At 75.1% G+C, this 19,431-nt stretch carries 20 protein-coding genes; 11 read left to right on the forward strand and 9 right to left on the reverse strand.

Annotation, left to right across the window (positions count from 1 at the left end):
- The first annotated feature begins 32 nt into the window (after window positions 1-32).
- Together ACY0MR_RS02140 and ACY0MR_RS02145 are read left to right on the forward strand one after the other, a co-directional pair.
- Window positions 33-2,627, forward strand: coding sequence for a SpoIIE family protein phosphatase (locus ACY0MR_RS02140; protein ID WP_404081177.1), 2,595 nt, complete (start codon window positions 33-35; stop codon window positions 2,625-2,627).
- Between the two features lie 111 nt (window positions 2,628-2,738).
- Entirely contained in the window at window positions 2,739-2,987 is a 249-nt protein-coding gene (locus ACY0MR_RS02145; RefSeq protein ID WP_361851505.1) for a type B 50S ribosomal protein L31, read from the forward strand.
- A 306-nt stretch (window positions 2,988-3,293) separates the two neighbouring features.
- Here the strand turns inward: ACY0MR_RS02145 and ACY0MR_RS02150 are convergent, their stop codons facing one another.
- Together ACY0MR_RS02150 and ACY0MR_RS02155 are read right to left on the reverse strand one after the other, a co-directional pair.
- On the reverse strand, window positions 3,294-3,791 hold the full coding sequence (locus tag ACY0MR_RS02150; RefSeq protein ID WP_361851508.1) for a peptidylprolyl isomerase: 498 nt from the start codon (window positions 3,789-3,791) through the stop codon (window positions 3,294-3,296).
- Between the two features lie 123 nt (window positions 3,792-3,914).
- Window positions 3,915-4,127, reverse strand: a complete 213-nt coding sequence (locus ACY0MR_RS02155) for a hypothetical protein (protein ID WP_361851511.1) — start codon at window positions 4,125-4,127, stop codon at window positions 3,915-3,917.
- A gap of 195 nt (window positions 4,128-4,322) precedes the next feature.
- On the opposite strand from ACY0MR_RS02155, the gene ACY0MR_RS02160 reads away from it, so the two are divergent.
- Window positions 4,323-4,844, forward strand: a complete 522-nt coding sequence (locus ACY0MR_RS02160) for an AMIN-like domain-containing (lipo)protein (protein ID WP_473558665.1) — start codon at window positions 4,323-4,325, stop codon at window positions 4,842-4,844.
- Between the two features lie 80 nt (window positions 4,845-4,924).
- Here ACY0MR_RS02160 and ACY0MR_RS02165 read toward each other — a convergent pair whose 3' ends face one another.
- The 3 genes from ACY0MR_RS02165 to ACY0MR_RS02175 all read right to left on the reverse strand — a co-directional run bounded on the left by ACY0MR_RS02165 (window position 4,925) and on the right by ACY0MR_RS02175 (window position 7,097).
- The gene (locus tag ACY0MR_RS02165) at window positions 4,925-5,419 is read right to left on the reverse strand and encodes an NUDIX domain-containing protein (RefSeq protein WP_388799987.1); all 495 of its coding nucleotides are present in this window, start codon (window positions 5,417-5,419) and stop codon (window positions 4,925-4,927) included.
- Between the two features lie 192 nt (window positions 5,420-5,611).
- A complete protein-coding gene (locus ACY0MR_RS02170) occupies window positions 5,612-6,493 on the reverse strand; it encodes a YhjD/YihY/BrkB family envelope integrity protein (protein ID WP_473558667.1) in 882 nt (293 codons plus the stop codon).
- 118 nt (window positions 6,494-6,611) lie between these two features.
- Window positions 6,612-7,097 (reverse strand): winged helix-turn-helix transcriptional regulator, encoded by a 486-nt coding sequence (locus ACY0MR_RS02175; RefSeq protein ID WP_388799981.1) that lies wholly within the window; start codon window positions 7,095-7,097, stop codon window positions 6,612-6,614.
- 111 nt (window positions 7,098-7,208) lie between these two features.
- Here ACY0MR_RS02175 and ACY0MR_RS02180 point away from each other — a divergent pair, with 111 nt between their 5' ends.
- The gene (locus ACY0MR_RS02180; protein WP_473558669.1) at window positions 7,209-7,721 is read left to right on the forward strand and encodes a PaaI family thioesterase; all 513 of its coding nucleotides are present in this window, start codon (window positions 7,209-7,211) and stop codon (window positions 7,719-7,721) included.
- A 67-nt stretch (window positions 7,722-7,788) separates the two neighbouring features.
- On the opposite strand, the gene ACY0MR_RS02185 is transcribed toward ACY0MR_RS02180, so the two are convergent.
- On the reverse strand, window positions 7,789-8,121 hold the full coding sequence (locus ACY0MR_RS02185; protein WP_392205393.1) for a luciferase domain-containing protein: 333 nt from the start codon (window positions 8,119-8,121) through the stop codon (window positions 7,789-7,791).
- Window positions 8,122-8,290: 169 nt separating this feature from the next.
- Entirely contained in the window at window positions 8,291-9,784 is a 1,494-nt protein-coding gene (locus ACY0MR_RS02190; protein WP_473558672.1) for a PP2C family protein-serine/threonine phosphatase, read from the reverse strand.
- 182 nt (window positions 9,785-9,966) lie between these two features.
- Here ACY0MR_RS02190 and ACY0MR_RS02195 point away from each other — a divergent pair, with 182 nt between their 5' ends.
- From ACY0MR_RS02195 to ACY0MR_RS02210, 4 genes are all read left to right on the forward strand, one after another.
- The gene (locus ACY0MR_RS02195; RefSeq protein ID WP_473558674.1) at window positions 9,967-10,836 is read left to right on the forward strand and encodes an AAA family ATPase; all 870 of its coding nucleotides are present in this window, start codon (window positions 9,967-9,969) and stop codon (window positions 10,834-10,836) included.
- Complete coding sequence (locus tag ACY0MR_RS02200; protein WP_392864499.1) at window positions 10,833-12,242, forward strand: VWA domain-containing protein; 1,410 nt, start codon at window positions 10,833-10,835, stop codon at window positions 12,240-12,242. The genes ACY0MR_RS02195 and ACY0MR_RS02200 overlap by 4 nt, the downstream gene beginning before the upstream one ends.
- Window positions 12,243-12,401: 159 nt before the next feature.
- The gene (locus ACY0MR_RS02205; RefSeq protein ID WP_451060434.1) at window positions 12,402-12,614 is read left to right on the forward strand and encodes a DNA-binding protein; all 213 of its coding nucleotides are present in this window, start codon (window positions 12,402-12,404) and stop codon (window positions 12,612-12,614) included.
- Window positions 12,615-12,681: 67 nt separating this feature from the next.
- On the forward strand, window positions 12,682-13,266 hold the full coding sequence (locus ACY0MR_RS02210) for a nucleosidase (protein WP_392864500.1): 585 nt from the start codon (window positions 12,682-12,684) through the stop codon (window positions 13,264-13,266).
- A 21-nt stretch (window positions 13,267-13,287) separates the two neighbouring features.
- Here the strand turns inward: ACY0MR_RS02210 and ACY0MR_RS02215 are convergent, their stop codons facing one another.
- Window positions 13,288-14,460, reverse strand: a complete 1,173-nt coding sequence (locus ACY0MR_RS02215) for an alpha/beta hydrolase family protein (RefSeq protein WP_473558677.1) — start codon at window positions 14,458-14,460, stop codon at window positions 13,288-13,290.
- A gap of 250 nt (window positions 14,461-14,710) precedes the next feature.
- On the opposite strand from ACY0MR_RS02215, the gene ACY0MR_RS02220 reads away from it, so the two are divergent.
- The 3 genes from ACY0MR_RS02220 to ACY0MR_RS02230 all read left to right on the forward strand — a co-directional run bounded on the left by ACY0MR_RS02220 (window position 14,711) and on the right by ACY0MR_RS02230 (window position 17,392).
- Window positions 14,711-14,791 (forward strand): putative leader peptide, encoded by an 81-nt coding sequence (locus tag ACY0MR_RS02220; protein ID WP_473561651.1) that lies wholly within the window; start codon window positions 14,711-14,713, stop codon window positions 14,789-14,791.
- A gap of 115 nt (window positions 14,792-14,906) precedes the next feature.
- Window positions 14,907-16,031 (forward strand): LLM class flavin-dependent oxidoreductase, encoded by a 1,125-nt coding sequence (locus ACY0MR_RS02225; protein ID WP_473558678.1) that lies wholly within the window; start codon window positions 14,907-14,909, stop codon window positions 16,029-16,031.
- The gene (locus ACY0MR_RS02230) at window positions 16,028-17,392 is read left to right on the forward strand and encodes an NtaA/DmoA family FMN-dependent monooxygenase (RefSeq protein ID WP_473558680.1); all 1,365 of its coding nucleotides are present in this window, start codon (window positions 16,028-16,030) and stop codon (window positions 17,390-17,392) included. The genes ACY0MR_RS02225 and ACY0MR_RS02230 overlap by 4 nt, the downstream gene beginning before the upstream one ends.
- A gap of 83 nt (window positions 17,393-17,475) precedes the next feature.
- Here ACY0MR_RS02230 and ACY0MR_RS02235 read toward each other — a convergent pair whose 3' ends face one another.
- Window positions 17,476-19,398, reverse strand: coding sequence for a CocE/NonD family hydrolase C-terminal non-catalytic domain-containing protein (locus tag ACY0MR_RS02235; protein WP_473558681.1), 1,923 nt, complete (start codon window positions 19,396-19,398; stop codon window positions 17,476-17,478).
- Window positions 19,399-19,431 lie beyond the last annotated feature (33 nt).

Here is a 19,431-nt window from a genome sequence, read left to right on the forward strand (position 1 = left end):
GGCGCCTTTCCGGTGGGGCGCATCCTGGCTGTGTGACCTTGCACGGCACGTCCGGCCGCCCCGGCCCGGCCGGCAGCACCGGGCGTCCGTCCGGGAGGGGAACTGCCGACGGGCCGCCCTCCGGCGCGCTGACCTGGACGCTCGCGGAGGCCGCGCTGCGGGCCGTCGACGAGGTCGGAGGATACGCGGGCGGGGTGTACCTGCGGTCCGGCACCCCGGGGCTGCTGCGGATGGCGACTCTGGTGGGACTGCCGGGTCCGCTGTTCCGCCCGTGGTTCCGGATGCACACGAACCGACCGTTCCCGGTCGCCGAGGTCCACCGCTCGGGGCAGTCCGTGCACCTCCACGACGTCGAGGAGGCGATGCGGCGGTTTCCGCAGCTGGTCGCCAGCCTGCCGTTCCCGTTCGCCTCGCTGTACGCGCCGGTCGTCGCCGGTCGTGAGCGGTTCGGCGTCCTGGTGGTGCTGCGGGCGCCGACGCCGGGGGTTCCGGTGGAGGCGCGCGACCGGAACCGGATGACCAGGGGCGGGCTGCACCTGGGCGAGGCCCTGGCCGATCTGGCCCGGCAGGGGACGGCTCTGGAGTGGCCGGGCGATCCGGTGTGCGTGCAGCTCTCGACCTCGGGCGCGCCACCGGTCCGCTTCGGCGCCTTCGAGTGGGACCTCGACAGCGGGCTGGTGACCCTGGACGACGGCCTCCTGGCGATCCTCGGCGCGGACGTGCCCTCGCCCTGCCCGATCGACGTCCTCACGGCGCTCCTGGAGCCCGAGGACGGCTACGCCCTGTGGGCGGCGGCCCGTCAGGCCACGGGGCCCGACGGCCGCCCGGTGGTCCGCCGGATCCGGCTGAAGGGCCCGGACGGGGGCCTCCACCTCCTGGAGGTCTCCACGCGGGCGCGGCACACCGCACCGCATCCGGCGACGCCCGCGGCCCCGCCCATGGACGGGTCGGGAGCGCCGCGGCTCGGCGTCGGCGGTGTCCCCACCGGTCTGCGGCTCACCTGCACCCTCGTCGACCTCGGGACCGGTCTGATCGGCTCCGACGCCACCGACCGGCTGCCGCGGGCGATCCTGGCGATCGACCGCCTCGGACGCGTCACGTACGTCAACGAGCTGACCGAGCGGCTGCTCGGCCGCCCGCGCGCGGCTCTGGCGGGCCGCCCGCTGTGGGAGGCGCTGCCCTGGTTCGCGCAGCCGTTCCACGAGGAGCAGCTGCGGGCCGCGATGGTCTCCGGTGAGCCGGTGCGCTTCCTGGCCCGTCCGGAGCGGAGCCAGTGGCTCTCGGTCTCGCTCCATCCCGGGCGGGACGGCGTGACCATGGTGCTGCTGCCCGAGAACGACCCGGTCCGGCCGAAGCAGGTGCCGAAGGGCGGCACCGGGCCGACGACCGACACCCTGTCCCTGCCCGACGACCAGGTCTCGGCGCTCTACCGTCCGGTGGCCCTGGCGATCGCTCTCTCCGAGGCGGTGACGGCCCGCCAGGTGTCGGCGGTGGTGACGGAGGAGCTCCTGCCGGCGTTCGGCGGACGCCAGCTGGCCATCTACCTGCTGAGCGACCGTCGGCTGTACCTGGCCTGGGAGACGGGCTTCCCGCCCGGCTTCCTCGAACCCTTCGACGGCGTGGCGCTGGACGCGCACGTGCCCGGCGTGGAGACGCTCACCACGGGCCGGCCGCTGTTCTTCGAGTCGATGGAGCAGCTGGGCCTCAGATATCCGGGGCTGCCGCTCGACGCGCACTCGGGGGCGCGCGCGTTCCTCCCCCTGATCGCCTCCGGCCGGCCGGTCGGCTCGTGCATCCTCGGCTTCGACCGGCCGCGCGGCTTCAGCTCGGAGGAGCGGACCGTGCTCACGGCCCTCGCGGGCCTCATCGCGCAGGCCCTGGAGCGGGCCCAGCGCTACGACACGGAGTCGGCGGTCGCCCGGGGCCTCCAGGACGCGCTGCTCCCCCACCGGCTGCCCGTCTGGGAGGGGGTGGAGACGGTGGGACGCTATCTGCCGGGCACGCAGGGCATGGACGTCGGCGGCGACTGGTACGACGTCATCGAGACGGGGCGGGACCGGCTGGCGCTCGTCATCGGCGACGTCCAGGGGCACGGGGTGGCGGCCGCCGCCACGATGGGTCAGCTGCGGAGCGCCGTACGGGCCTTCGCGCTGGCGGGGCATCGGCCGCAGGACGTCATGAGGGGCACCAACCGGCTGCTCATCGACCTGGATCCCGGACAGTTCGCCAGCTGTTGCTACGTGCTCCTCGATCCGGGGTCGGGGGAGCTGCGGGCGGTGCGGGCGGGGCATCCGCCGCCCCTGCTGCTGCACCCCGACGGGACGGCGCAGCGGGTGGAGCTGGCGGGCGGGATGGTGCTGGGGATCGACGGCCGTGCCTCGTACCCGGTGACCCGGTTGCGGCTGGAGCCCGGTGCGGTGCTCGCGCTGTTCACGGACGGGCTCGTGGAGAAGCCGGGCCAGGACATCGACGACGGGATCGCGCTGCTGGGCGGTGCGCTCGCCGCGGCCCATGCGCTGCCCCTCTCGGAGGCCGCCGACCGGGTCATCCGGGACGCCCGCCAGGCGACCTCGCGCCCGGACGACATCGCGCTGCTGCTGGCGGCGCGGCGGCCGGACCACGGCTGAGGGTCACCCGGTCGGGCCTGCGGCGCTGGTCGTGCGCCGGGGGCGCGGGGAGGCTGGGGGTGCCGTGCCGATCAGGCCGGACGAGCCAGGGCGTGAGCCCGAGGAGGACACGTGCAGCAGGAGAAGCAGCCCGAGTACGGCCCGGTGGTCTTCCGCGACCGCGCGGCCGGGTACGCCTTTCTGACCCGGTCGACCGCGACCAGCGAGCGGACCATCGAGTGGGACGACGGCCGGACGTACCCGGTGATCGACGTGGAGATCTCCTCCGAGAGCCACCCGTTCTTCACGGGCAAGGCGCGGACGGTGGACACCGAGGGCAGGATCGCGAAGTTCGAGCGGCGTTTCGGCGAGGGGGGCTGAGCGCGGTCGGCGCGTCCCGTCCGTCCGCTGCCGGGGTGCGGCGGGTGTCCGGCCGTCGGTACGGGACTCCCCGACCACGTCCGCGCAAGGGGCGTACGGCCGTGGTCGTCGCGGCGGTTCGTGTGCCGGCCGTCGCGGCCGGCGGGCCCGCGGGCCGGTCGCCGTGGACCGGGCCGGAACGGCGCGCCCGGCGGCGGCCGGGGCCCTCGGCGGGGGCGGGGAAGCACGTCGCGGACGGCGCCCCCGCCCCGGCCGGGTGGGTCGAGCGAGGGCGCTGGGCGCCCTCCGCTCAGCTCGGGAAGGCGATCAGGCCTTCACGACGCCGGACTCGGAGACCTTGACGGACGCCGAGGTGCGGCCGGAGGCGGAGCCGAGGCCCTCGATCTTCTTGACCAGGTCCTGGCCCTCGACGACCTCGCCGAAGACGACGTGCTTGCCGTCGAGCCAGTCGGTGACGATCGTGGTGATGAAGAACTGCGAGCCGTTGGTGTTCTTGCCCGCGTTCGCCATCGAGAGCAGGTACGGGCGGTCGTGCTTGAGCTCGAAGTTCTCGTCGGCGAACTTCTCGCCGTAGATGCTCTTGCCGCCGGTGCCGTTGCCGTTGGTGAAGTCGCCGCCCTGCAGCATGAACTGCGGGATGACGCGGTGGAACGGGGAGCCGGCGTAGCCGAAGCCGTGCTGGCCGGTGGCGAGCTCGCGGAAGTTCTGCGCGGTCTTCGGGACGACCTCGTCGAACAGCTTGAAGACGATCCGGCCGGCGGGCTGGTCGTTGATGGTGATGTCGAAGTAAACGTTGTCGCTCATGAGGACATCCTGTCATTAGTCACGCACGGCGCGCGCACGGGCCGCCTCCTCCCGGGTCCCGGCGCGCCGGTGCCCCGCGGCCCGTCGGGGGCGCGGGGCACCGGTGGCCGCGTACGGCGAGGGTCAGAGGAGCCCGCCGGAGCCGGGGGCGGGGAGGGTGCTCTGGGCACCCTCGACGGTGTCGAGCACCGTGTCGACGCCCTTGTCCTCCTGGAGGAGTCCGGTCGCGCCGCCCAGGGGGCTCTCGGCGGCGTTGGCCTGCGGCGGAGGCGTGACGAGGGCGGTGACGACGCCTGCGGCGAGGGAGGCGATGGCGAGCATGCTGCGCTTCTTCATGCCCTGGTCAACTGCTGAACGGCCGAGGAGTTACGGTCTCGGCCGGATCCGGGCGAACACTCCGGTCCGCGCCGGCCTCCACCCTTCTCCTCGCCGTGCGCGCTTCCTCCCGATTCCGGCGGAACCATACGATATGAGCGGATGTCTCTCCCAGTGACACCGCAAGTCCCCGAGCACGAGAGAGTGGGGGACGTCATGCACCACCGCCACACCCTCGCGGCCGTCACCGCGGGAATCCTGCTGACCGCCGGGATCGGCGCGACGATCCCGGCAGGCGCCGCGAACACCTCCGCCCCGAACAGGTCGGCCCCGACCACGCCCCTGGTGGTGAACGCGCGCTGGGCCGACCACGCGTCCTACGACCGGCTCGTGATCGACGTGCGGGGCGCGATGCCCCCGGTCACCGTGCACCGGGTCGCGGCACTCCACCAGGACGGCTCGGGCCGGCCGGTCCCCCTGGCGGGCCGCCGGTTCCTGGAGATCCGCCTCTCCCCCGCGGCCGCCCACGACGAGGCCGGAAGGTCCGTCTACCAGGGGCCCCGCCTGGTGATACTCACCCTCCCCGCCCTCAAGGGGGTCGCCCTCACCGGCGACTTCGAGGGGGTGGTCACCCTCGGAGCCGCCTTCCACACCGAACCCGTGTACAAGACCTTCCGGCTGCACTCTCCGGAGCGCTTCGTGATCGACGTCGCCCACCCGGTGGGCTGCCGGGGCTGACGTTCCGGCCGTCGGCGGGGGCCGCCCGGAGCGACGGCCCCCGCCTCCCGCCCCCTCCTCGCGACCCCCGGCCGTGCCTCCTAGACGGGGGTCTCCAGGTAGAACGGCGTGCCTGTCCCGCGCGCCCGGTCGACGCCCGCGAGGCGGGCGAACTCGCGCGGCTCCATCTCCCGTTCCCACTCGTCGAGCGTGTGGAGGCGGTACTCGCTGTGCTCCTCGGGGTCGAGGACGACCCCGGCGATCTGCTCGTCCGTCAGCTCGCCTCCGTCGAAGACGAAGCCGATGTGGTTGGCGGGCCAGTCCTCGCCCCGGTCGGTCACGAAGTGGGTGCCGAGCAGCAGGGGCGCGCCGGTGAAGACGATCCCGGTCTCCTCCCGGCACTCGCGCACCGCCGTCTCCCACGGGGTCTCCCCCGGGTCCATGTTCCCGCCGGGCCACTGCCACAGCTCGGTGTCGTAGGCGGCCCGGAGCTGGAAGGGGCGGCCTCGCGTGTCGGTGAAGTACAGGCAGGCGTACGCCGTCGCTCTGGGCAGGGTCGCGACGTACTCGGCGGGTGGCAGCCAGGTGCTCGCCATGGGCGGCTCTCCTTCGACGGACCGATGGGATCACCCTCATCCAAGCGGTCGCGCGGACCGCTCCCGGCCCCTCCGGAGTGGATCACCGGATCGTGTGATCGGTTTCCCGCCGGTCCCCCACCCGCTCCGTCAGGTCGACGGCCCGGGCCGGCACACCGCTCGTCGACGGGGCGCCCGCCGGGTCGGCCCGGTTCACCTGCCGGTCGGCGGGTCGCGGCGCAGGCGCCGGTCGAGCAGCCCCTCGTGGACCAGGCGGCCGACGAGAGCGCTGCCGTAGACGACGAAGCCGACGCCGACCAGCCACGACTGGAGGACGAGGACGGTGCCGAACTGGCCGTAGGTCACCGCGTTCGAGGCGATCAGCGGGGAGAAGACGAGCTGGGAGAAGATGCGCAGCCCGAGGAGGCCGAGGGCGGTCAGGACGGCTCCGGGGGCGAGTGCCCGCCAGCGGATCCGCCCGCAGAGCAGGAAGCGCTGCGACCACCAGAAGAACAGGAAGGTGCCGATCAGGTCGCCCAGGGCCACGACGGCGGTGATCGCCGCCGGGGCGTCCGCGGGCGCGGGGAAGGCGACGAAGAGCAGGAGGCAGGCGACCAGGACCGCCAGCCAGACGACGTGCCGCCACATGGTGTGCCAGCGGGCCGTCGGGAGGTCCCAGGCCCGCTCGTAGCCGGTCTGTACGGCGGATCCGAAGGTGACGCCGAAGGCGGCGAGGGCGGCGAGGCCGAAGGCGGTGGTGCGCTGGAGGGCCGCGCCCGGCTGTCCGAAGAGGCGCTCGACCTCCTCCTCGGAGACCTCGGAGACCCCGAGGCCCTGGACGAGCCAGCGGGCGAATCCCTGGCCGCTCGCGAGGTCGGCGGCGGCGACGACGATGAGGAGGGGGACGAGGGTGAGCAGGCTGAGCGCCGCGAAGCCCATGGCGCGGTGCATGAGTTCCATGGCGCGGCCGCGGTTCCAGGCGAGCCCGACGGGCGAGGCGAGCACGCGCGCGTGGAGCCGCTGGAACCAGTGGCCGTGTTCGGGGCCGTGCTCGGTGGGGGCACCGTCGTACGGCGGACCGGGTGTGGAGGGCATGCCTCGTGAGGTACCCGGCTGGGCGGCGGGGCATCGCAGGGGTGCGGCCGAACGGGTGCCGGACCGGGGAAGCGGGGCCGTCCGGATGCTCGGGCGCGCCCGAGTCCGGCGCGGGTCGTCAGGCCGCGGGTCCGGGGTGGAGCGGGCGGGCGCCCGGCCCCGGGCGGACCGTGACGTCGCGGGCGGACAGGGTGTCCCGTTCCTCACCCTCGCACTGGACGACGACGCGGACGGGGGCTCCGCAGTCGGTGTGCCGGATGTCGAGGACCGGCCCCTCCGGTTCCCCCGCGTGGGTGTCGCCCCACTGCTTGAGGGCGAGGAGCACGGGCCAGAGGTCCACGCCCTTGCGGGTGAGCCGGTACTCGTACCGGGTCCGGGTACCGGGTTCGCGGTACGGCTCCGCGCGCAGCAGGCCGGCCGCGACGAGCTTGCGGAGCCGGTCGGCGAGGACGGCCTCCGAGAGCCCCAGGTGCCGGCGGAACTCGTCGTAGCGGCGCACGCCGTTGAAGGCGTCGCGCACGATCAGCAGGGTCCACTTCTCGCCCACGAGCTCCAGGGCGCGGCCGACCGGGCAGTTCCGCGTGTCCGTCTCCAGCCAGTCCATCGTCACACTGTAGCCACCTGGCTGCGTCGTTGACAGTCAGCTTTCGGGACGGCTAGCTTCGCGGTACAGAGCCAGCTGACGGCAGCGGGCCGGGACGGGCGGAGAGTGGTCATGGGGCGGTCGCGCACGGTCGAGTGGGAGGACGCCGGAGCCACAGCACGGGCCGCCGGGACGATGGCCGGTCTCGACTTCCTCCGGGAGATGGTCGCGGGACGCCTGCCGGGGCTGCCGATCGCGGCGTTGCTCGGCTTCGGCCTCGAAGAGGTCGAGGAAGGGCGCGCGGTGTTCACCCTGGAACCGGGCGAGGAGCACTACAACCCGATCGGCAGCGTGCACGGCGGGGTCTACGCGACCCTGCTGGACTCGGCGGCCGGGTGCGCGGTCCACTCGACGCTCCCGCTGGGCACGGCCTACACCTCGCTCGACCTGGCGACCCGCTTCCTCCGGCCGATCACGCTCGACACGGGCAAGGTCCGGGCGATCGGCACGGTGATCTCCCGCGGGCGCCGGACCGCGCTCGCCGAGGCGGGCCTGTACGACGCGCAGGACCGCCTGCTCGCCCACGCGACCAGCACGTGCATGCTGTTCCCCGTCCCGGGCGGTCCGGGGAGCACGCCCGCGTAGTGCCGCCGTCCCGGCGGGCGCGCGGAAGACCCGTGCCGGTTCCGAGCGGCACCCGTGTCCGGGGCGGTCAGCGGAGCGGTGCGACCGGGCGGGTACGGGTGCAGCCGTCCGGGGCCACGTCGGGGACGCCGTTGCCCTGGAGGGCGGCGCTCACCAGGGTGGCGAGCAGGTCGATGTCCGATCCCATGTCCAGACGGACCGTCACCCACCCCGATCCGGCGCGCAGACGGACCGCGCTCGACCCGAGGAGGGCATGGCGCAGCTTCGCGACCATGGCGCGGGTGAGATGGACGTCGGCCTCGTGCTCGCCGTGGAAGTGCACGATCTCCTGCGTCGCCGTACCGAACCCGAGCGGCGCGCCGCAATGGGCGCTGCCGGGGGTCAGCGAGGGCCAGCTCATCAATCGTTCACTGGCATGCCTGGCCGTGTTCATACGAGGAGCGTGCCGGGCCCCGGGGCCGCGCACAAGCGTCCGGCGGGAAGAATCCCGCCGGGGACCGAAACATGACTCCGGCATGGCTGGTGTGACCGTGCGTCACGACGTTCCGCGGGACGGAAGTGACCGTGTGTCACTGGTGTGGTCGTACCCGGATGCGCGCCGCGAGGACGGCGACGTCGTCCTCCGCGCTGTGCGCGCCGAGGCGGCCGAGCACCTCTTCGACCACCCGGTCGGGACCGGGGTCCCTGGGGAGTCGGAGCGCGGCGAGGCGGGCGAGGGAGTGGTCGATGTCCTCGCCGCGGCGCTCGACGAGCCCGTCGGTGAAGAGCAGCAGGGTGTCGCCGGGATCGAGCGGGCGGGTGGTCGGCTCGTAGCCCCCGACGCCGGTGCCGAGGGGCGGGCCCACGGTGAGGTGGACGAGCTCCGCCGAGCCGTCGGCGTGGAACACCGCGGGCGGGAGGTGTCCCGCGCTCGCGAAGGTCGCGGTGCCGCGGGCGGGGTCGACCCGGACCAGCAGGACGGTGGCGGGTCGGCGGGCGTCGTCCTCGGCGACCACGGAGTCGAGGTGGCGCAGCACCCGGTGCGGGGGCAGGTCGGTGGCCGCGGCCTCGCGCAGCGCGTTGCGGTAGGCGTTCATGTCCACGGCCGCGTCCAGGCCGTGGCCCATGACGTCCCCGACGACCAGCAGGCTGCGGCCGAAGTGGAGCCGTACGGTCTCGAACCAGTCCCCGCCGACGAGGGCGCGCGGTCCGGCGGGGAGGTAGCCGCCGGCGATCTCCAGGTTGGGATGCGGGCGGCCGGGCTCGGCGACGAGCGCGCGCTGGAGGTGGAGGGCGGCGTCCTCGGCGGCGGCCAGCCGTCGGGCGTGGCCGAGATGGCGGGCCGCCAGGCGTGCGGCGTACCGGAGCAGGCCCGCCTCGTCCGCGGTGAAGGGTGGTCCGGCACGGGTCAGGGTGACGGTCCCGGCCGGCTCCTCGCCGTCGACGGCGAGGGGGAGGGAGAGCCGGTGGGAGGCGCCCCCGGGGGCGGTGCCGGCCAGGGCGGTGTCGCCGGAAGCGCCCCGGGCCGCGGCCGTGGCGGGAGCCGTGGGTGCGGACGGCGGCGGCGCTCCGGGAGCAGCCCCGCCTGGAGTGAAGGCGAACGGCGGCAGCCCGCCGGAAGCCGCCCCGCCCTCAGCCCCGCCGGAAGCCGAAGGAGCGGACGGCGGCAGCGCCCCGGGAGCAGCCCCGCCCTCAGCCGTGGGGACGGACGGCGGCAGCCCGCCGGGAGCAGCCCCGCCGGAAGCCGTAGGAGCGGTCGGCGGCAGCCCGCCGGGAGTGTCGGCGGGGTGCGTCGCGGCCCCGGCGGCCGGGGCGGCGGCGGGGTGCGTCGCGGCCCCGGCGGCCGGGGCGGCGGATGCCGCCCGTTCCGGTGGTTCCGCGTGGGCCGCGCGCCACGGCGGGGCGCCCGGCTCCGCGAACAGGTCCACCGTGGCGGCGGCGTGCAGCCGCCGGGCGGCGAAGGCCGCGAGTTCGCGGCAGGTGCCCGTCTCGTCGAGCGTCGTGCCGATCGCACCGACCGCCTCCTCCATGGCCCGGACCCTGGCCAGGAGGGCGTGCTCCCGCTCCGTTTCCCGCTCCGCCACGACACCTCCACCGCCGAGCGGTCCCCGGGTGGCGTACCCGGTCACCCCCATTCCACCAGCGGGCGGTGTCCCGCGCGCGGCACGGACCTCGTGCGCGACGGTTGTGCGGCGGGGCCCGATCTGATCGAGTACAGCAGAGGCTACTGGCCAGTAGACGATTCCGCGCCCCGGGGGGACAGCCCATGACGACCGGTTTCTTCAGCTCCGTCGACGATGTCGCCGATCGCCTCGCCGCGACCGGCTACCTCGCCTCGCCCGCGGTCGCCACGACCGTCTTCCTCGCCGACCGCCTCGGCAAGCCGCTGCTCGTCGAGGGCCCGGCCGGGGTCGGCAAGACGGAGCTCGCCAAGGCGGTCACCGCGGTCACCGGCGCACGACTGGTGAGACTCCAGTGCTACGAGGGCGTCGACGAGTCCCGCGCGCTGTACGAGTGGAACCACGCCAAGCAGCTCCTGCGGATCACGGCCGGCCGGGGCGAGTCCTGGGACGACACGCGCACGGACATCTTCGGCGAGGAGTTCCTGCTCCCCCGGCCGCTGCTCACCGCGATCCGCTCCGAGGAGCCGACCGTGCTGCTCGTCGACGAGACGGACAAGGCCGACGTCGAGGTGGAGGGCCTGCTCCTGGAGGTCCTCGGCGACTTCCAGATCACCGTGCCCGAGCTGGGGACGATCAGGGCGACCCGGCGCCCCTTCACCGTGCTCACGTCGAACGCGAGTCGCGAGCTCTCCGAGGCCCTGCGCCGCCGCTGCCTCTTCCTGCACATCGGCTTCCCCGAGGAGGAGCTGGAGCGCCGGATCGTGGCGCTCAAGGTGCCCGGCCTGGACGAGGCGCTCGCCGCGTCCGTGGTGCGGGTCGTCGGGGCGCTGCGGGCGATGGACCTGCGCAAGGTCCCGTCCGTCTCGGAGACGATCGACTGGGCCCGCACCCTGCTCGCCCTCGGCGCCGACCGGCTGGACGAACGGGTGGTGCGCGAGACGCTGGGCGTGCTGCTCAAGCACCATGAGGACATCGTGAGGGCCGCCGCGAAGCTGGACCTGGACGCGGTGTGACCGGACTCCTCGACGGCGCCTCCGCCGCCGGCACGCCGCCCGCGACGGCCGCCGCCCGCCTCACCGGTCTCGTCGGCGCGCTGCGCGCCCACGGGTTCGGGATCGGCACCGGCGAGACCGTGGACGCCGGACTCGCCCTCCAGGCGGTCGGCTTCACCGACCGCGAACGCGTCCGGGAGGCGCTCGCCGCGACCCTGCTCCACGGCGGGGCGCAGCGTCCGGTCTTCGACCGCGTCTTCGACCTGTACTTCCCCCTCGGCCACGGCCGGGCGGCGGAGGCGTACGAGGACTCCCCCGCCGAGCTCGCGGCCCTGCGCGACCGGCTCGCCGAGGCCCTCGTCGCCGGCGACGCCGCCGCTCTCGACCGGCTCGCCGCGGAGGCCGTGGGGGGCTTCGGCGGGTTCGGCTCCGGCCCCGAGTCGGACGGCTGGTCCTCGTACCGCACGCTGGGCCGGCTGCGCCCGGAGACGCTGCTGGCACGCGTTCGGGAGCGGCTCCGCGCCGCGCCCGGGACAGCTCGACCCGAGTTCACCGAGCGGCTGCTGGACGACGAGATCCGGCGCCGGATCGAGGACTTCCGCGAACGGGTCCGGACCGACGCCCGGCGGCGGGTCGCCGAACGCCAGGGCCGCGACCGGGTCGCGCGGCGCGCGGTCGCGGGGACCGCGGACACCGTCGACTTCCTGCTGGCCGGCCGGGCGCAGCTGGAAGAGCTGCGGCGCACGGTGCGTCCCCTGGCGCGCAAGCTCGCCACCCGGCTCGCGGCCCGCAGGCGCCGGGCGTCGCGCGGGGAGATCGACCTGCGGCGGACGCTGCGGCGCTCGCTGTCGACCGGCGGTGTGCCGGTGCGGCCCGTGCTGCGCCGGCGCCCTCCCCGTCGGCCTGAACTGGTGCTGCTGTGCGACGTGTCCGGCTCGGTGGCCGGGTTCGCGCAGTTCACGATGCTGCTGGTGCAGGCCCTGCACGACCAGTTCAGCCGGGTCCGCGTCTTCGCCTTCGTCAACCGGGTGGACGAGGTGACCGGCCTGATCGCCCGGGGGTCCGCCGACCCGGCCGGCCTCGGCGACCGCATCCTCGCCGAGGCCGAGCTGACCGGGTGGCACGGACAGAGCGACTACGGGACGGCCCTGGGCGAGTTCGCCGACCGGTACGCCGACGCACTCGGCCCGCGCACCGTGGTCTTCGTCCTCGGGGACGCCCGCACCAACGGGTCCGACCCGAACCTCCCGGCCCTGAGGCGGATCGCCGACCGGGCGCGGCGGGTCCACTGGCTCAACCCGGAGCAGCCCTCGCTGTGGGGCACGGGCGACTCGGCGGCCCCCGCCTACGCCGACCTCGTCGAGATGCGCCCCTGCCGCAACGCCCGCCAGCTCGGCGCGCTGATCGGCCGGCTGCTCCCCGTGTGAGGCCCGCCCTCGCGGGGGCCGCCGCACACCGGCGGCGTCCGCGGGGCCTCCCACGCGCGGGCGGGCGCACACCGGCGGGGTCCGCGGGACCTCCCACGCGCGGGCGTGGCGCGGCCGGAGTCAGGCCCGCCGTGCGCTCCCGCGTGGCACGATCGGTCCATGGCACCCACCGGATCCGACCGTCCCGAGACGGAGCTCCCCCGCGCGATCGGCGCCCCCGCCACGCGTGCGCTGGCCGCGGCCGGCTACACACGGCTCGACCAGCTCGCCGGGGTCCCCGCAGCGGAGCTGGCCGCCCTGCACGGCGTGGGCCCGAAGGCGCTGCGCGTGCTCGCCGAGGTGCTCGCGGAGCGCGGCCAGTCCCTCGGATGACGGCCGGCCGTCCCCCGGTCGGGCCTCGGTTGTACGCCGGGCGGGCCCGCGAACTAGCGTGACCCCCATGGAACTCTTGGGAGAGATCACCGCCGGCCGCCCGCTGCTCGTCCTCGCCGTCAAGGAGGAGGCGCAGTTCCTGGACACCTCGCTGCCGGTGCTGCTGACCGGCATGGGCAAGGTGAACGCGGCGACGGCCCTCGCGACCGTCCTCGGCCGGGGCCCTCGGCCGTCGGGGATCGTGAACCTGGGGACGGCGGGAGCGCTCCGCCCGGGCTGGACCGGGACGCACGTCGTCGGCACGGTCGTGCAGCACGACCTCGACGGACAGCTCCTGGCCACGCTGACCGGCGAGACGTACGGCGCTCCGCTGGCGCTCCCGGACGGCGGGGACGTGGTCCTGGCCACCGGGGACGCGTTCATCTCGGACGAGGCCGCCCGGGCCCGGCTCGCGGAGCAGGCACCGCTGGTCGACATGGAGGGCTACGCGCTGGCGGCGGCCGCGGAGCTGGCCGGGGTGCCACTGCGCATCGTGAAGCACGTCAGCGACGAGGCCGGCGACGGCGCCGCGCGCACCTGGCGTGAATCGGTCGCCGAGTGCGCGCGGGCCCTTGCCGACTGGGCGGCGGCGCACACCGCGTACCGCGTCTGAGGGACGCGGGCCCGGGAGGGGTCAGCGGTGCTGGAAGTGGACCTCCGGGTTCGCCGGCGACGGACCGTCGAGCAGCGGGCGCGGGAGTCCCCGCAGGTGCTGGTCGAAGAAGGCCGCGACGTACGCCCGGGTGACGGCGACGGCGCGGTCGGTGGGCAGCTCGGGCAGCGGCAGGCCGAAGTGCCGCGAGATGACCGGGCCGTCGGAGAAGGTGAAGTGCTCGGAGCCCGCCACGGTGATCCAGCGCTTCCACCCGTCGAGGGCGCCCCACGTCCGGTCCCAGCTGGTGTCCGTGCCCCCCGGCAGGTGCATGGCGTCATGGGTGCCGAGCATCATGAACGGCCGGCCCCGCAGCCCTTCGGCCGGGAGGTCCTCCCAGAACGCGCCGTCCATGTTGATCCCGGCGTCGACGCGCGGGTCGGCCGCCATCGTGGTGGCCGCGCTCGCCCCGCCGATCGAGTGGCCGGCCATGCCGGTGCGACGGCCGTCGATCAGCCCGGCGTGCTTCCAGGCGGGACGGGGACCGGTGAGCCGGTCCAGGACGTACCGCATGTCGGCGGCGCGCGTCGAGGTGACCACGGACGCGGGCACACCGCCCTCGTCGAGAGCGGTGCAGGCGACGCAGGTGAGCGTGCGGCCGCCGGGCAGGCTGATCCCGTACGACTCGTAGGCGTGGTCGACGGAGGCGACGACGTAGCCGCGGGAGGCGAGGTCCTCCGCGAGGTGGGTGAGGGTCCAGCGGGAGACGCTGAAGCCCGGGGAGAGCAGGACCAGGGGCCGGCGGCCCGGGGCGGGCCGCGCGTCGGTCCTGCTGTGCGTGCGGGTGCGGGCGAGCAGGTCGCCGGAGACACCGGGCCCGAGCTGCTCGGCGAGCAGCCGCGCCTCCTCGCGGGTGGCGTACGGCGCGGGGCGGCCGCCCGTGTCGCGTGCGGCCGGGTAGTGGAGGGTCACCATGAGCGCCCGCCCGTCGGCGGACGGGACCCACGGGTCGGTCCGGGAGCGGTCGACGAGCGGCAGGACGGTGCTTCCGACGGCGTGCGGTCCGGTGGGTGCGGGCAGGACGGCGGGCTTGGCCGGTCGCGCGGTCGCCGCCGGCGGCGGGGCGTCGGTGGTGGCGGCGGTGGCGACACCTGCGGGTAAGGCGACGGAGCAGACGAGGAGGGCGGCGACGGCTGCCCTGGTGAATCGGATCATGAGGGCACGGTAGGAGATCCGACCGCGTCGGCGCGTCCTGCCGGAGGCCCATGTCCCGTCAGACCGGGGGCTGATACGTCGGGCTCGCCGCCGCCCAACTCCCGGACCGCCCTTGACAGTCAGGAAGCCGTCCTGCCTAAGCTGAGCCGTCGCCGTCCCGAACCCGGACGGGATCTCGGCCCGGACCTGCGGGGAGGCGGATGTGCGCGGAGCGAGCGCGGCACCCTTCCGCCCCCGTCCCGGCCGCCGGATGAGCGCACGGCTCGTCTGCCGACGGCACGTCGACCTCTGCCGCACCTCCTCGGCCATCTGTCCTTCCGCCCGCGCCTGACCCGCTCCCCCGGGTCCGCGCCACCGCCGCCCTCACGCCGCCCGGCCCCGCGCGGTCGCGCCCGCGCGCGTCCACGGATCCCGCGGCGTGCCCCGCGTTCCCGGAAGGACTTCCCATGCCCCGCCCCGCCCTGCGCCTGGCCGTCGAGATCGACGGCGACGGCGCCCATCCGGCCGCGTGGCGCCGTGCCGCGCACTCCCCCGGCGAGCTGCTGACCCCCCGTCGGCTCGCCCGGGTCGCGGCCGTCGCAGAGAACGCCGGGTTCACCCTGGTCACCCTGGACGACTCGATCCTGCCGCCGGCCTCCGGGGCCGGCCCCGCGGGGCGGATCGGCGCGGTGGAGCGTGCCGCGTTCGTGGCCGCTTCGACGAGCGTCCTCGGCGTGGCGCCGGTCCTGGCGACCACCTACGCCGAGCCGTTCCACGTCTCCTCGCAGCTCGCCTCGCTGGACCACGTCTCGACCGGCCGGGCCGGCTGGGTGCTGGGGGTCGAGGAGGATCCCGCCGCGGCCCGCGCCTGGGGGCGGCCCCCGGTCGAGGGGGCGGAGGCCAGGGCCCGCGAGGCGCGGGACGGGCTCCGCGTCGTACGGGACCTGTGGGACTCCTGGGAGGACGACGCGGTCATCCGCTCGGTGGCGACCAGCCGCTATCTCGACCGGTCGCGGCTCCACGCCGTCGACTTCACCGGTGAGACGTACTCGGTGCGGGGGCCGTCGATCGTGCCGCGCCCGCCGCAGGGGCGGCCGGTGGTCCTCGCCCGCCCGGGGCTCGTACCGGACGAGCTGGTCGACGTGGCCCTGGTCGGCGGCGGCAGCGCCGCCGAGGTGGCCGCGGCGGCGGCGGGGAGGGGCGTGTCGCCGCTCGCCTTCGCCGAGATCGAGGTGGCCCTGGACACTCCGCGCGAGACGGCCGGGGAACGGATCGCGGACCTGGAGCGGCACGCCCCGTGGACCGCACGGCCGGACCGGCTGCGGTACACCGGTCCCGCCGACGGGCTGGTCTCCCTGCTCCTCGCGTTGGGCGGACGCGTCGACGGGGTGCGGCTGCACCCGCTCGTGATCGACGAGGACCTCGCCGTGCTGTCCCGGCTCGTGCTGCCCGAGCTGTTCGTCCGGCGGGCGGCGGCCCGTCCGCTGCCCGGCACCACCCTGCGCTCCTCCCTGGGCCTCCCCCGGCCCCTCAGCCGCTTCGCGACCACCGACGGCGCCGCCGCCGCGCCCGTACGGGAGGAGACCCGATGACCCGCACCGATCCCGCCGACGTCCCCCGTCCTGACGCGCAGCTGCACTTCGGGGTGTTCTTCCAGGGCGTCAACCACTGGACGATCTGGTCCGATCCGTCGAGCGGCTCGCAGATCGACCCGGCCTCCTTCCTCCGGGTCGCGCGGACCGCCGAACGCGGGCTCTTCGACGCCTTCTTCCTCGGGGACGGCCTGCGGCTGCGCGAGTCGGGCGGCGGTGTCCACGAGCTCGACGTGGCCGGCCGCCCGGACTCGATCACCCAGTTGTCGGCCCTCGCCGCCGCCACCGAGCGGATCGGGCTCGTCTCCACCTCCAACACCACGTACAACGAGCCGGGCGACCTGGCCCGGCGGCTCTCCGGTCTCGACCTGCTGTCCGGCGGCCGGGCCGGCTGGAACGTGGTGACCACGCACAACGCCTGGACCGGAGAGAACTTCCGGCGCGGCGGCTTCCTGGAGCACGCCGACCGCTACCGGCGCGCCGAGGAGTTCCTCTCGGCGGCACGCGCCGTGTGGAACGGCTGGTCCGACGGCGCGGTCGCCGGATCCGTCGACGCGCGGTCCTGGTCGGTGCCCGGCACGGTGGGGCGCGTCCGGTCGCAGGGCGCGCACGTCGACGTCGACCTGGTGCCGACATTGCCGCGGAGTGCGCAGGGTCATCCGGTGATCTTCCAGGCGGGCGACTCGGGCGAGGGCCGGGACTTCGCCGCCCGGCAGGCGGACGTGGTGTTCTCGGCGCACGGCACGGACTTCGGCGAGGCGCTGGCCTTCGCGGAGGACGTCCGCAGGCGGCTGCGGGCGGCGGGCCGGGCCGAGGACGCGCTGAGGATCCTGCCGGGTACGGAGATCGTCATCGGGGCCACCGAGAAGGAGGCCGAGGAGAAACAGCGCTGGGTCCGCGGTGAGCAGGTCACCCCGGCGGTGGCGCTCGGCATCGCGAGCCGGCTCTGGGGCGTCGACCTGTCGGAGCGGGACGCCGACGGACCGCTGCCCGCCGAGGAGCTGGTGGTCGTCCGCGACACCGGTACGTTCGGGACCCGCTGGGTGGAGGACCCCCGGGCGGTGGTGGCGGTGTGGCGCGCGAAGGCCGAGGCCAACGGCTGGACGCTGCGCGAGACCGTCATCGAGCTCGGCCCGCAGCGCGGTCACGCCGGGACGCCGGCCGGACTCGCCGAGAAGTTCGCCCGGTTCGTCCGGCACGGGGCTGTCGACGGCTTCAACGTCTCGCCCTACCTGGTGCCGGACGGTCTCGACGACATCGTCGAACTGCTCGTGCCCGAGCTCCAGGAGCGGGGCGTGTACCGGTCCGCCTACACGGGCACGACGCTGCGGGAGCACCTGGGGCTCGCCCCGGCGGTGTGACGGCGGGAGGGGCCGGCCCGCGCGGGGAGCGGCGGGCCCGCCCTCCCGACCTCGGCCGGGCCCGTTCCGTGCCGGGGCCCGGTTCAGCCCAGGGGCAGTTCCAGGAAGGACGGCTCCTGCGCGGGGGAGCCGATGACGGTCTGCGTCCAGGTGACGGAGGCGTCCCCGTAGAGCGGGTCCTTGCTGTCGACGACCAGCATCAGCCGGTTCCCGGCGGGGAGGTCGTACGCGGCCGCCTGGAGCGTCCAGGCGACGGTGGTGTCCTGGTCGGGTGTCAGGCCGTACACGTTGAGGGGTTCGTGGCTGATGATCCGGGCCGTGCCGTCCGCGGCGACGTCCAGGAGGTGGGCGTAGAGGCTCGCGGAGACGGCTGTGGAGCGGACCGTGAGACGGAGCCGGGGGATGCCCCGGATCCGGCGGCCGACGGCCCCGGTGCCGTCGCGCGGGACGAGGGGCTCCGTCGTCCACGCGACGGCGTGGCGGCGGTCGATCTTGTGGGTGGCGTAGATCTTGGGGTTGCCCCGCCACTCGGCCTGACCGGTCCTCATGAGGGCGTCCATGGCGGTGGCCTCGGTGTCCACGCCCGCGAGGAAGGCCCGCCGCCAGCCGGTCTCCGCCGCCCCGGGCCCGCCCGCCGGGACGAGGCGTCCGTCGGTGCCGCCCGCGCCGTCGCCGGTGAGGCCGAACACCTCGGTCCCGCCGGTCACCTCGCTCCAGGAGGCGCTGGTCTCGCGGCGGGCGGGCACGACGATCCGGTTCTCCCCGGTGGGTTCGCCGGTCTCCGGGTCGAGGACGGGTTCCGTCACGTAGGAGAACATGACCTGGTGGCACACCTGGGGCCAGTCCTCGACGCCGTTGCGTTCGCCCTTCAGGTGGTGGTCGAGCCAGGCGTAGGCCTCGGCCATGGGGAGGTCGGTCTCTCCCGGGACGGCGGGCGGTCCGATGAGCGCGGGGCCCTCGGGTGCGGCGTGGTCGCCGATCCACAGGTTGAGCCGCTTGGGCACCTCCAGGCCGTTGAAGGTCACCAGGGTCTGGTTGACCGCGAACAGGCTCTCGTGCCAGGTGTGGGAGAAGAAGGTGGGCGTGCCCTTCTCGTTGGTGAGGGCGAGGTAGGACTCGGGGGCGCGCCTGAGACCCCACTCGACGACGGCGTCCAGGTTCCGGTCGGCCTGGAAGTCGGCGAGGATCGCCCGGTTGGCCGCGTCGAACTTGGTCTCGACCGGTCCGCCGGTGAGCGCGAGGAGGGCCTTCACCGCCGCGAGGTGGCGGGTGTCGTGGTCGTAGAGGCTGGTCGCGAGGTTGCCCCAGGTGCTGAGGGCGACGACGGCGGCGACCCGGTCGTCGTGGGCGGCGACGAGCTGGCTGATCCCGGAGCCGTACGACTCTCCCATGAAGCCGATGACGCTGGGGGCGAAGCGGTCGACGGCGAAGTCGACGACCGCGGAGCCGTCGGCCCAGTCGTGGGGGCCCGCGACGTCGACGAGGCCGCCGGAGGTGGTGGGGAGTCCGGGGATGCCGAGGCCGCGCGGGGTGTAGGCGAGGACGTGGTAGCCCCTGCGGGCCAGGTCGAGGTACGACCAGAGGAACAGGGACCAGCCGAAGGGGGTCCAGCCTGCGGGCACGACGACCAGCGGGTGCGGTCCGGGGCCGAGCTGCCGGAGGCTGAACGCGGACAGCCGTACGCTCTCCGCGGATCCGTCGGTCGCCGCGGCGCCCTCGACGCGGTGGTAGGCCGGCTGCGCCAGCCCGCGGACCTCCTCGACGGCCGCGGCGAGTTCGGCGGGGAGCAGCTCCGTGGCGGTGCCGGTGCCGTCGGGCCCGCCCAGGAGCGCGTGGGCGAGGGTCTGGCCGAGCCGGACGGCGCCGGGGTCCACCGTGCCGTTCGCGGCCCAGAGGCCGCGTGCGGTGATCGCGGAGGTCTCGGCCGCGGTCAGGGCCGCCGTGACGTGCGGGAAGCCGGGGAAGTGTTCGGACGAGCCGGTGGTGAAGGCGTTCTCCTGGGGCACGGGCACCCGTTCCTCTCGCTGGGCCGGTGTCGT

The organism is Streptomyces sp. JN8, assembly GCF_055808075.1.

Coding starts and splice junctions, on each gene's coding strand:
- ACY0MR_RS02185 (WP_392205393.1), bottom strand. CDS start 8,121: ATGAGCTGGCCCTCGCTGACCCCCGGCAGCGCCCATTGCGGCGCGCCG.
- ACY0MR_RS02180 (WP_473558669.1), top strand. CDS start 7,209: ATGGGGCGGTCGCGCACGGTCGAGTGGGAGGACGCCGGAGCCACAGCA.
- ACY0MR_RS02150 (WP_361851508.1), bottom strand. CDS start 3,791: ATGAGCGACAACGTTTACTTCGACATCACCATCAACGACCAGCCCGCC.
- ACY0MR_RS02170 (WP_473558667.1), bottom strand. CDS start 6,493: ATGCCCTCCACACCCGGTCCGCCGTACGACGGTGCCCCCACCGAGCAC.
- ACY0MR_RS02160 (WP_473558665.1), top strand. CDS start 4,323: ATGCACCACCGCCACACCCTCGCGGCCGTCACCGCGGGAATCCTGCTG.
- ACY0MR_RS02175 (WP_388799981.1), bottom strand. CDS start 7,097: ATGGACTGGCTGGAGACGGACACGCGGAACTGCCCGGTCGGCCGCGCC.
- ACY0MR_RS02195 (WP_473558674.1), top strand. CDS start 9,967: ATGACGACCGGTTTCTTCAGCTCCGTCGACGATGTCGCCGATCGCCTC.
- ACY0MR_RS02155 (WP_361851511.1), bottom strand. CDS start 4,127: ATGAAGAAGCGCAGCATGCTCGCCATCGCCTCCCTCGCCGCAGGCGTC.
- ACY0MR_RS02225 (WP_473558678.1), top strand. CDS start 14,907: ATGCCCCGCCCCGCCCTGCGCCTGGCCGTCGAGATCGACGGCGACGGC.
- ACY0MR_RS02215 (WP_473558677.1), bottom strand. CDS start 14,460: ATGATCCGATTCACCAGGGCAGCCGTCGCCGCCCTCCTCGTCTGCTCC.
- ACY0MR_RS02210 (WP_392864500.1), top strand. CDS start 12,682: ATGGAACTCTTGGGAGAGATCACCGCCGGCCGCCCGCTGCTCGTCCTC.
- ACY0MR_RS02230 (WP_473558680.1), top strand. CDS start 16,028: ATGACCCGCACCGATCCCGCCGACGTCCCCCGTCCTGACGCGCAGCTG.
- ACY0MR_RS02220 (WP_473561651.1), top strand. CDS start 14,711: ATGAGCGCACGGCTCGTCTGCCGACGGCACGTCGACCTCTGCCGCACC.
- ACY0MR_RS02205 (WP_451060434.1), top strand. CDS start 12,402: ATGGCACCCACCGGATCCGACCGTCCCGAGACGGAGCTCCCCCGCGCG.
- ACY0MR_RS02165 (WP_388799987.1), bottom strand. CDS start 5,419: ATGGCGAGCACCTGGCTGCCACCCGCCGAGTACGTCGCGACCCTGCCC.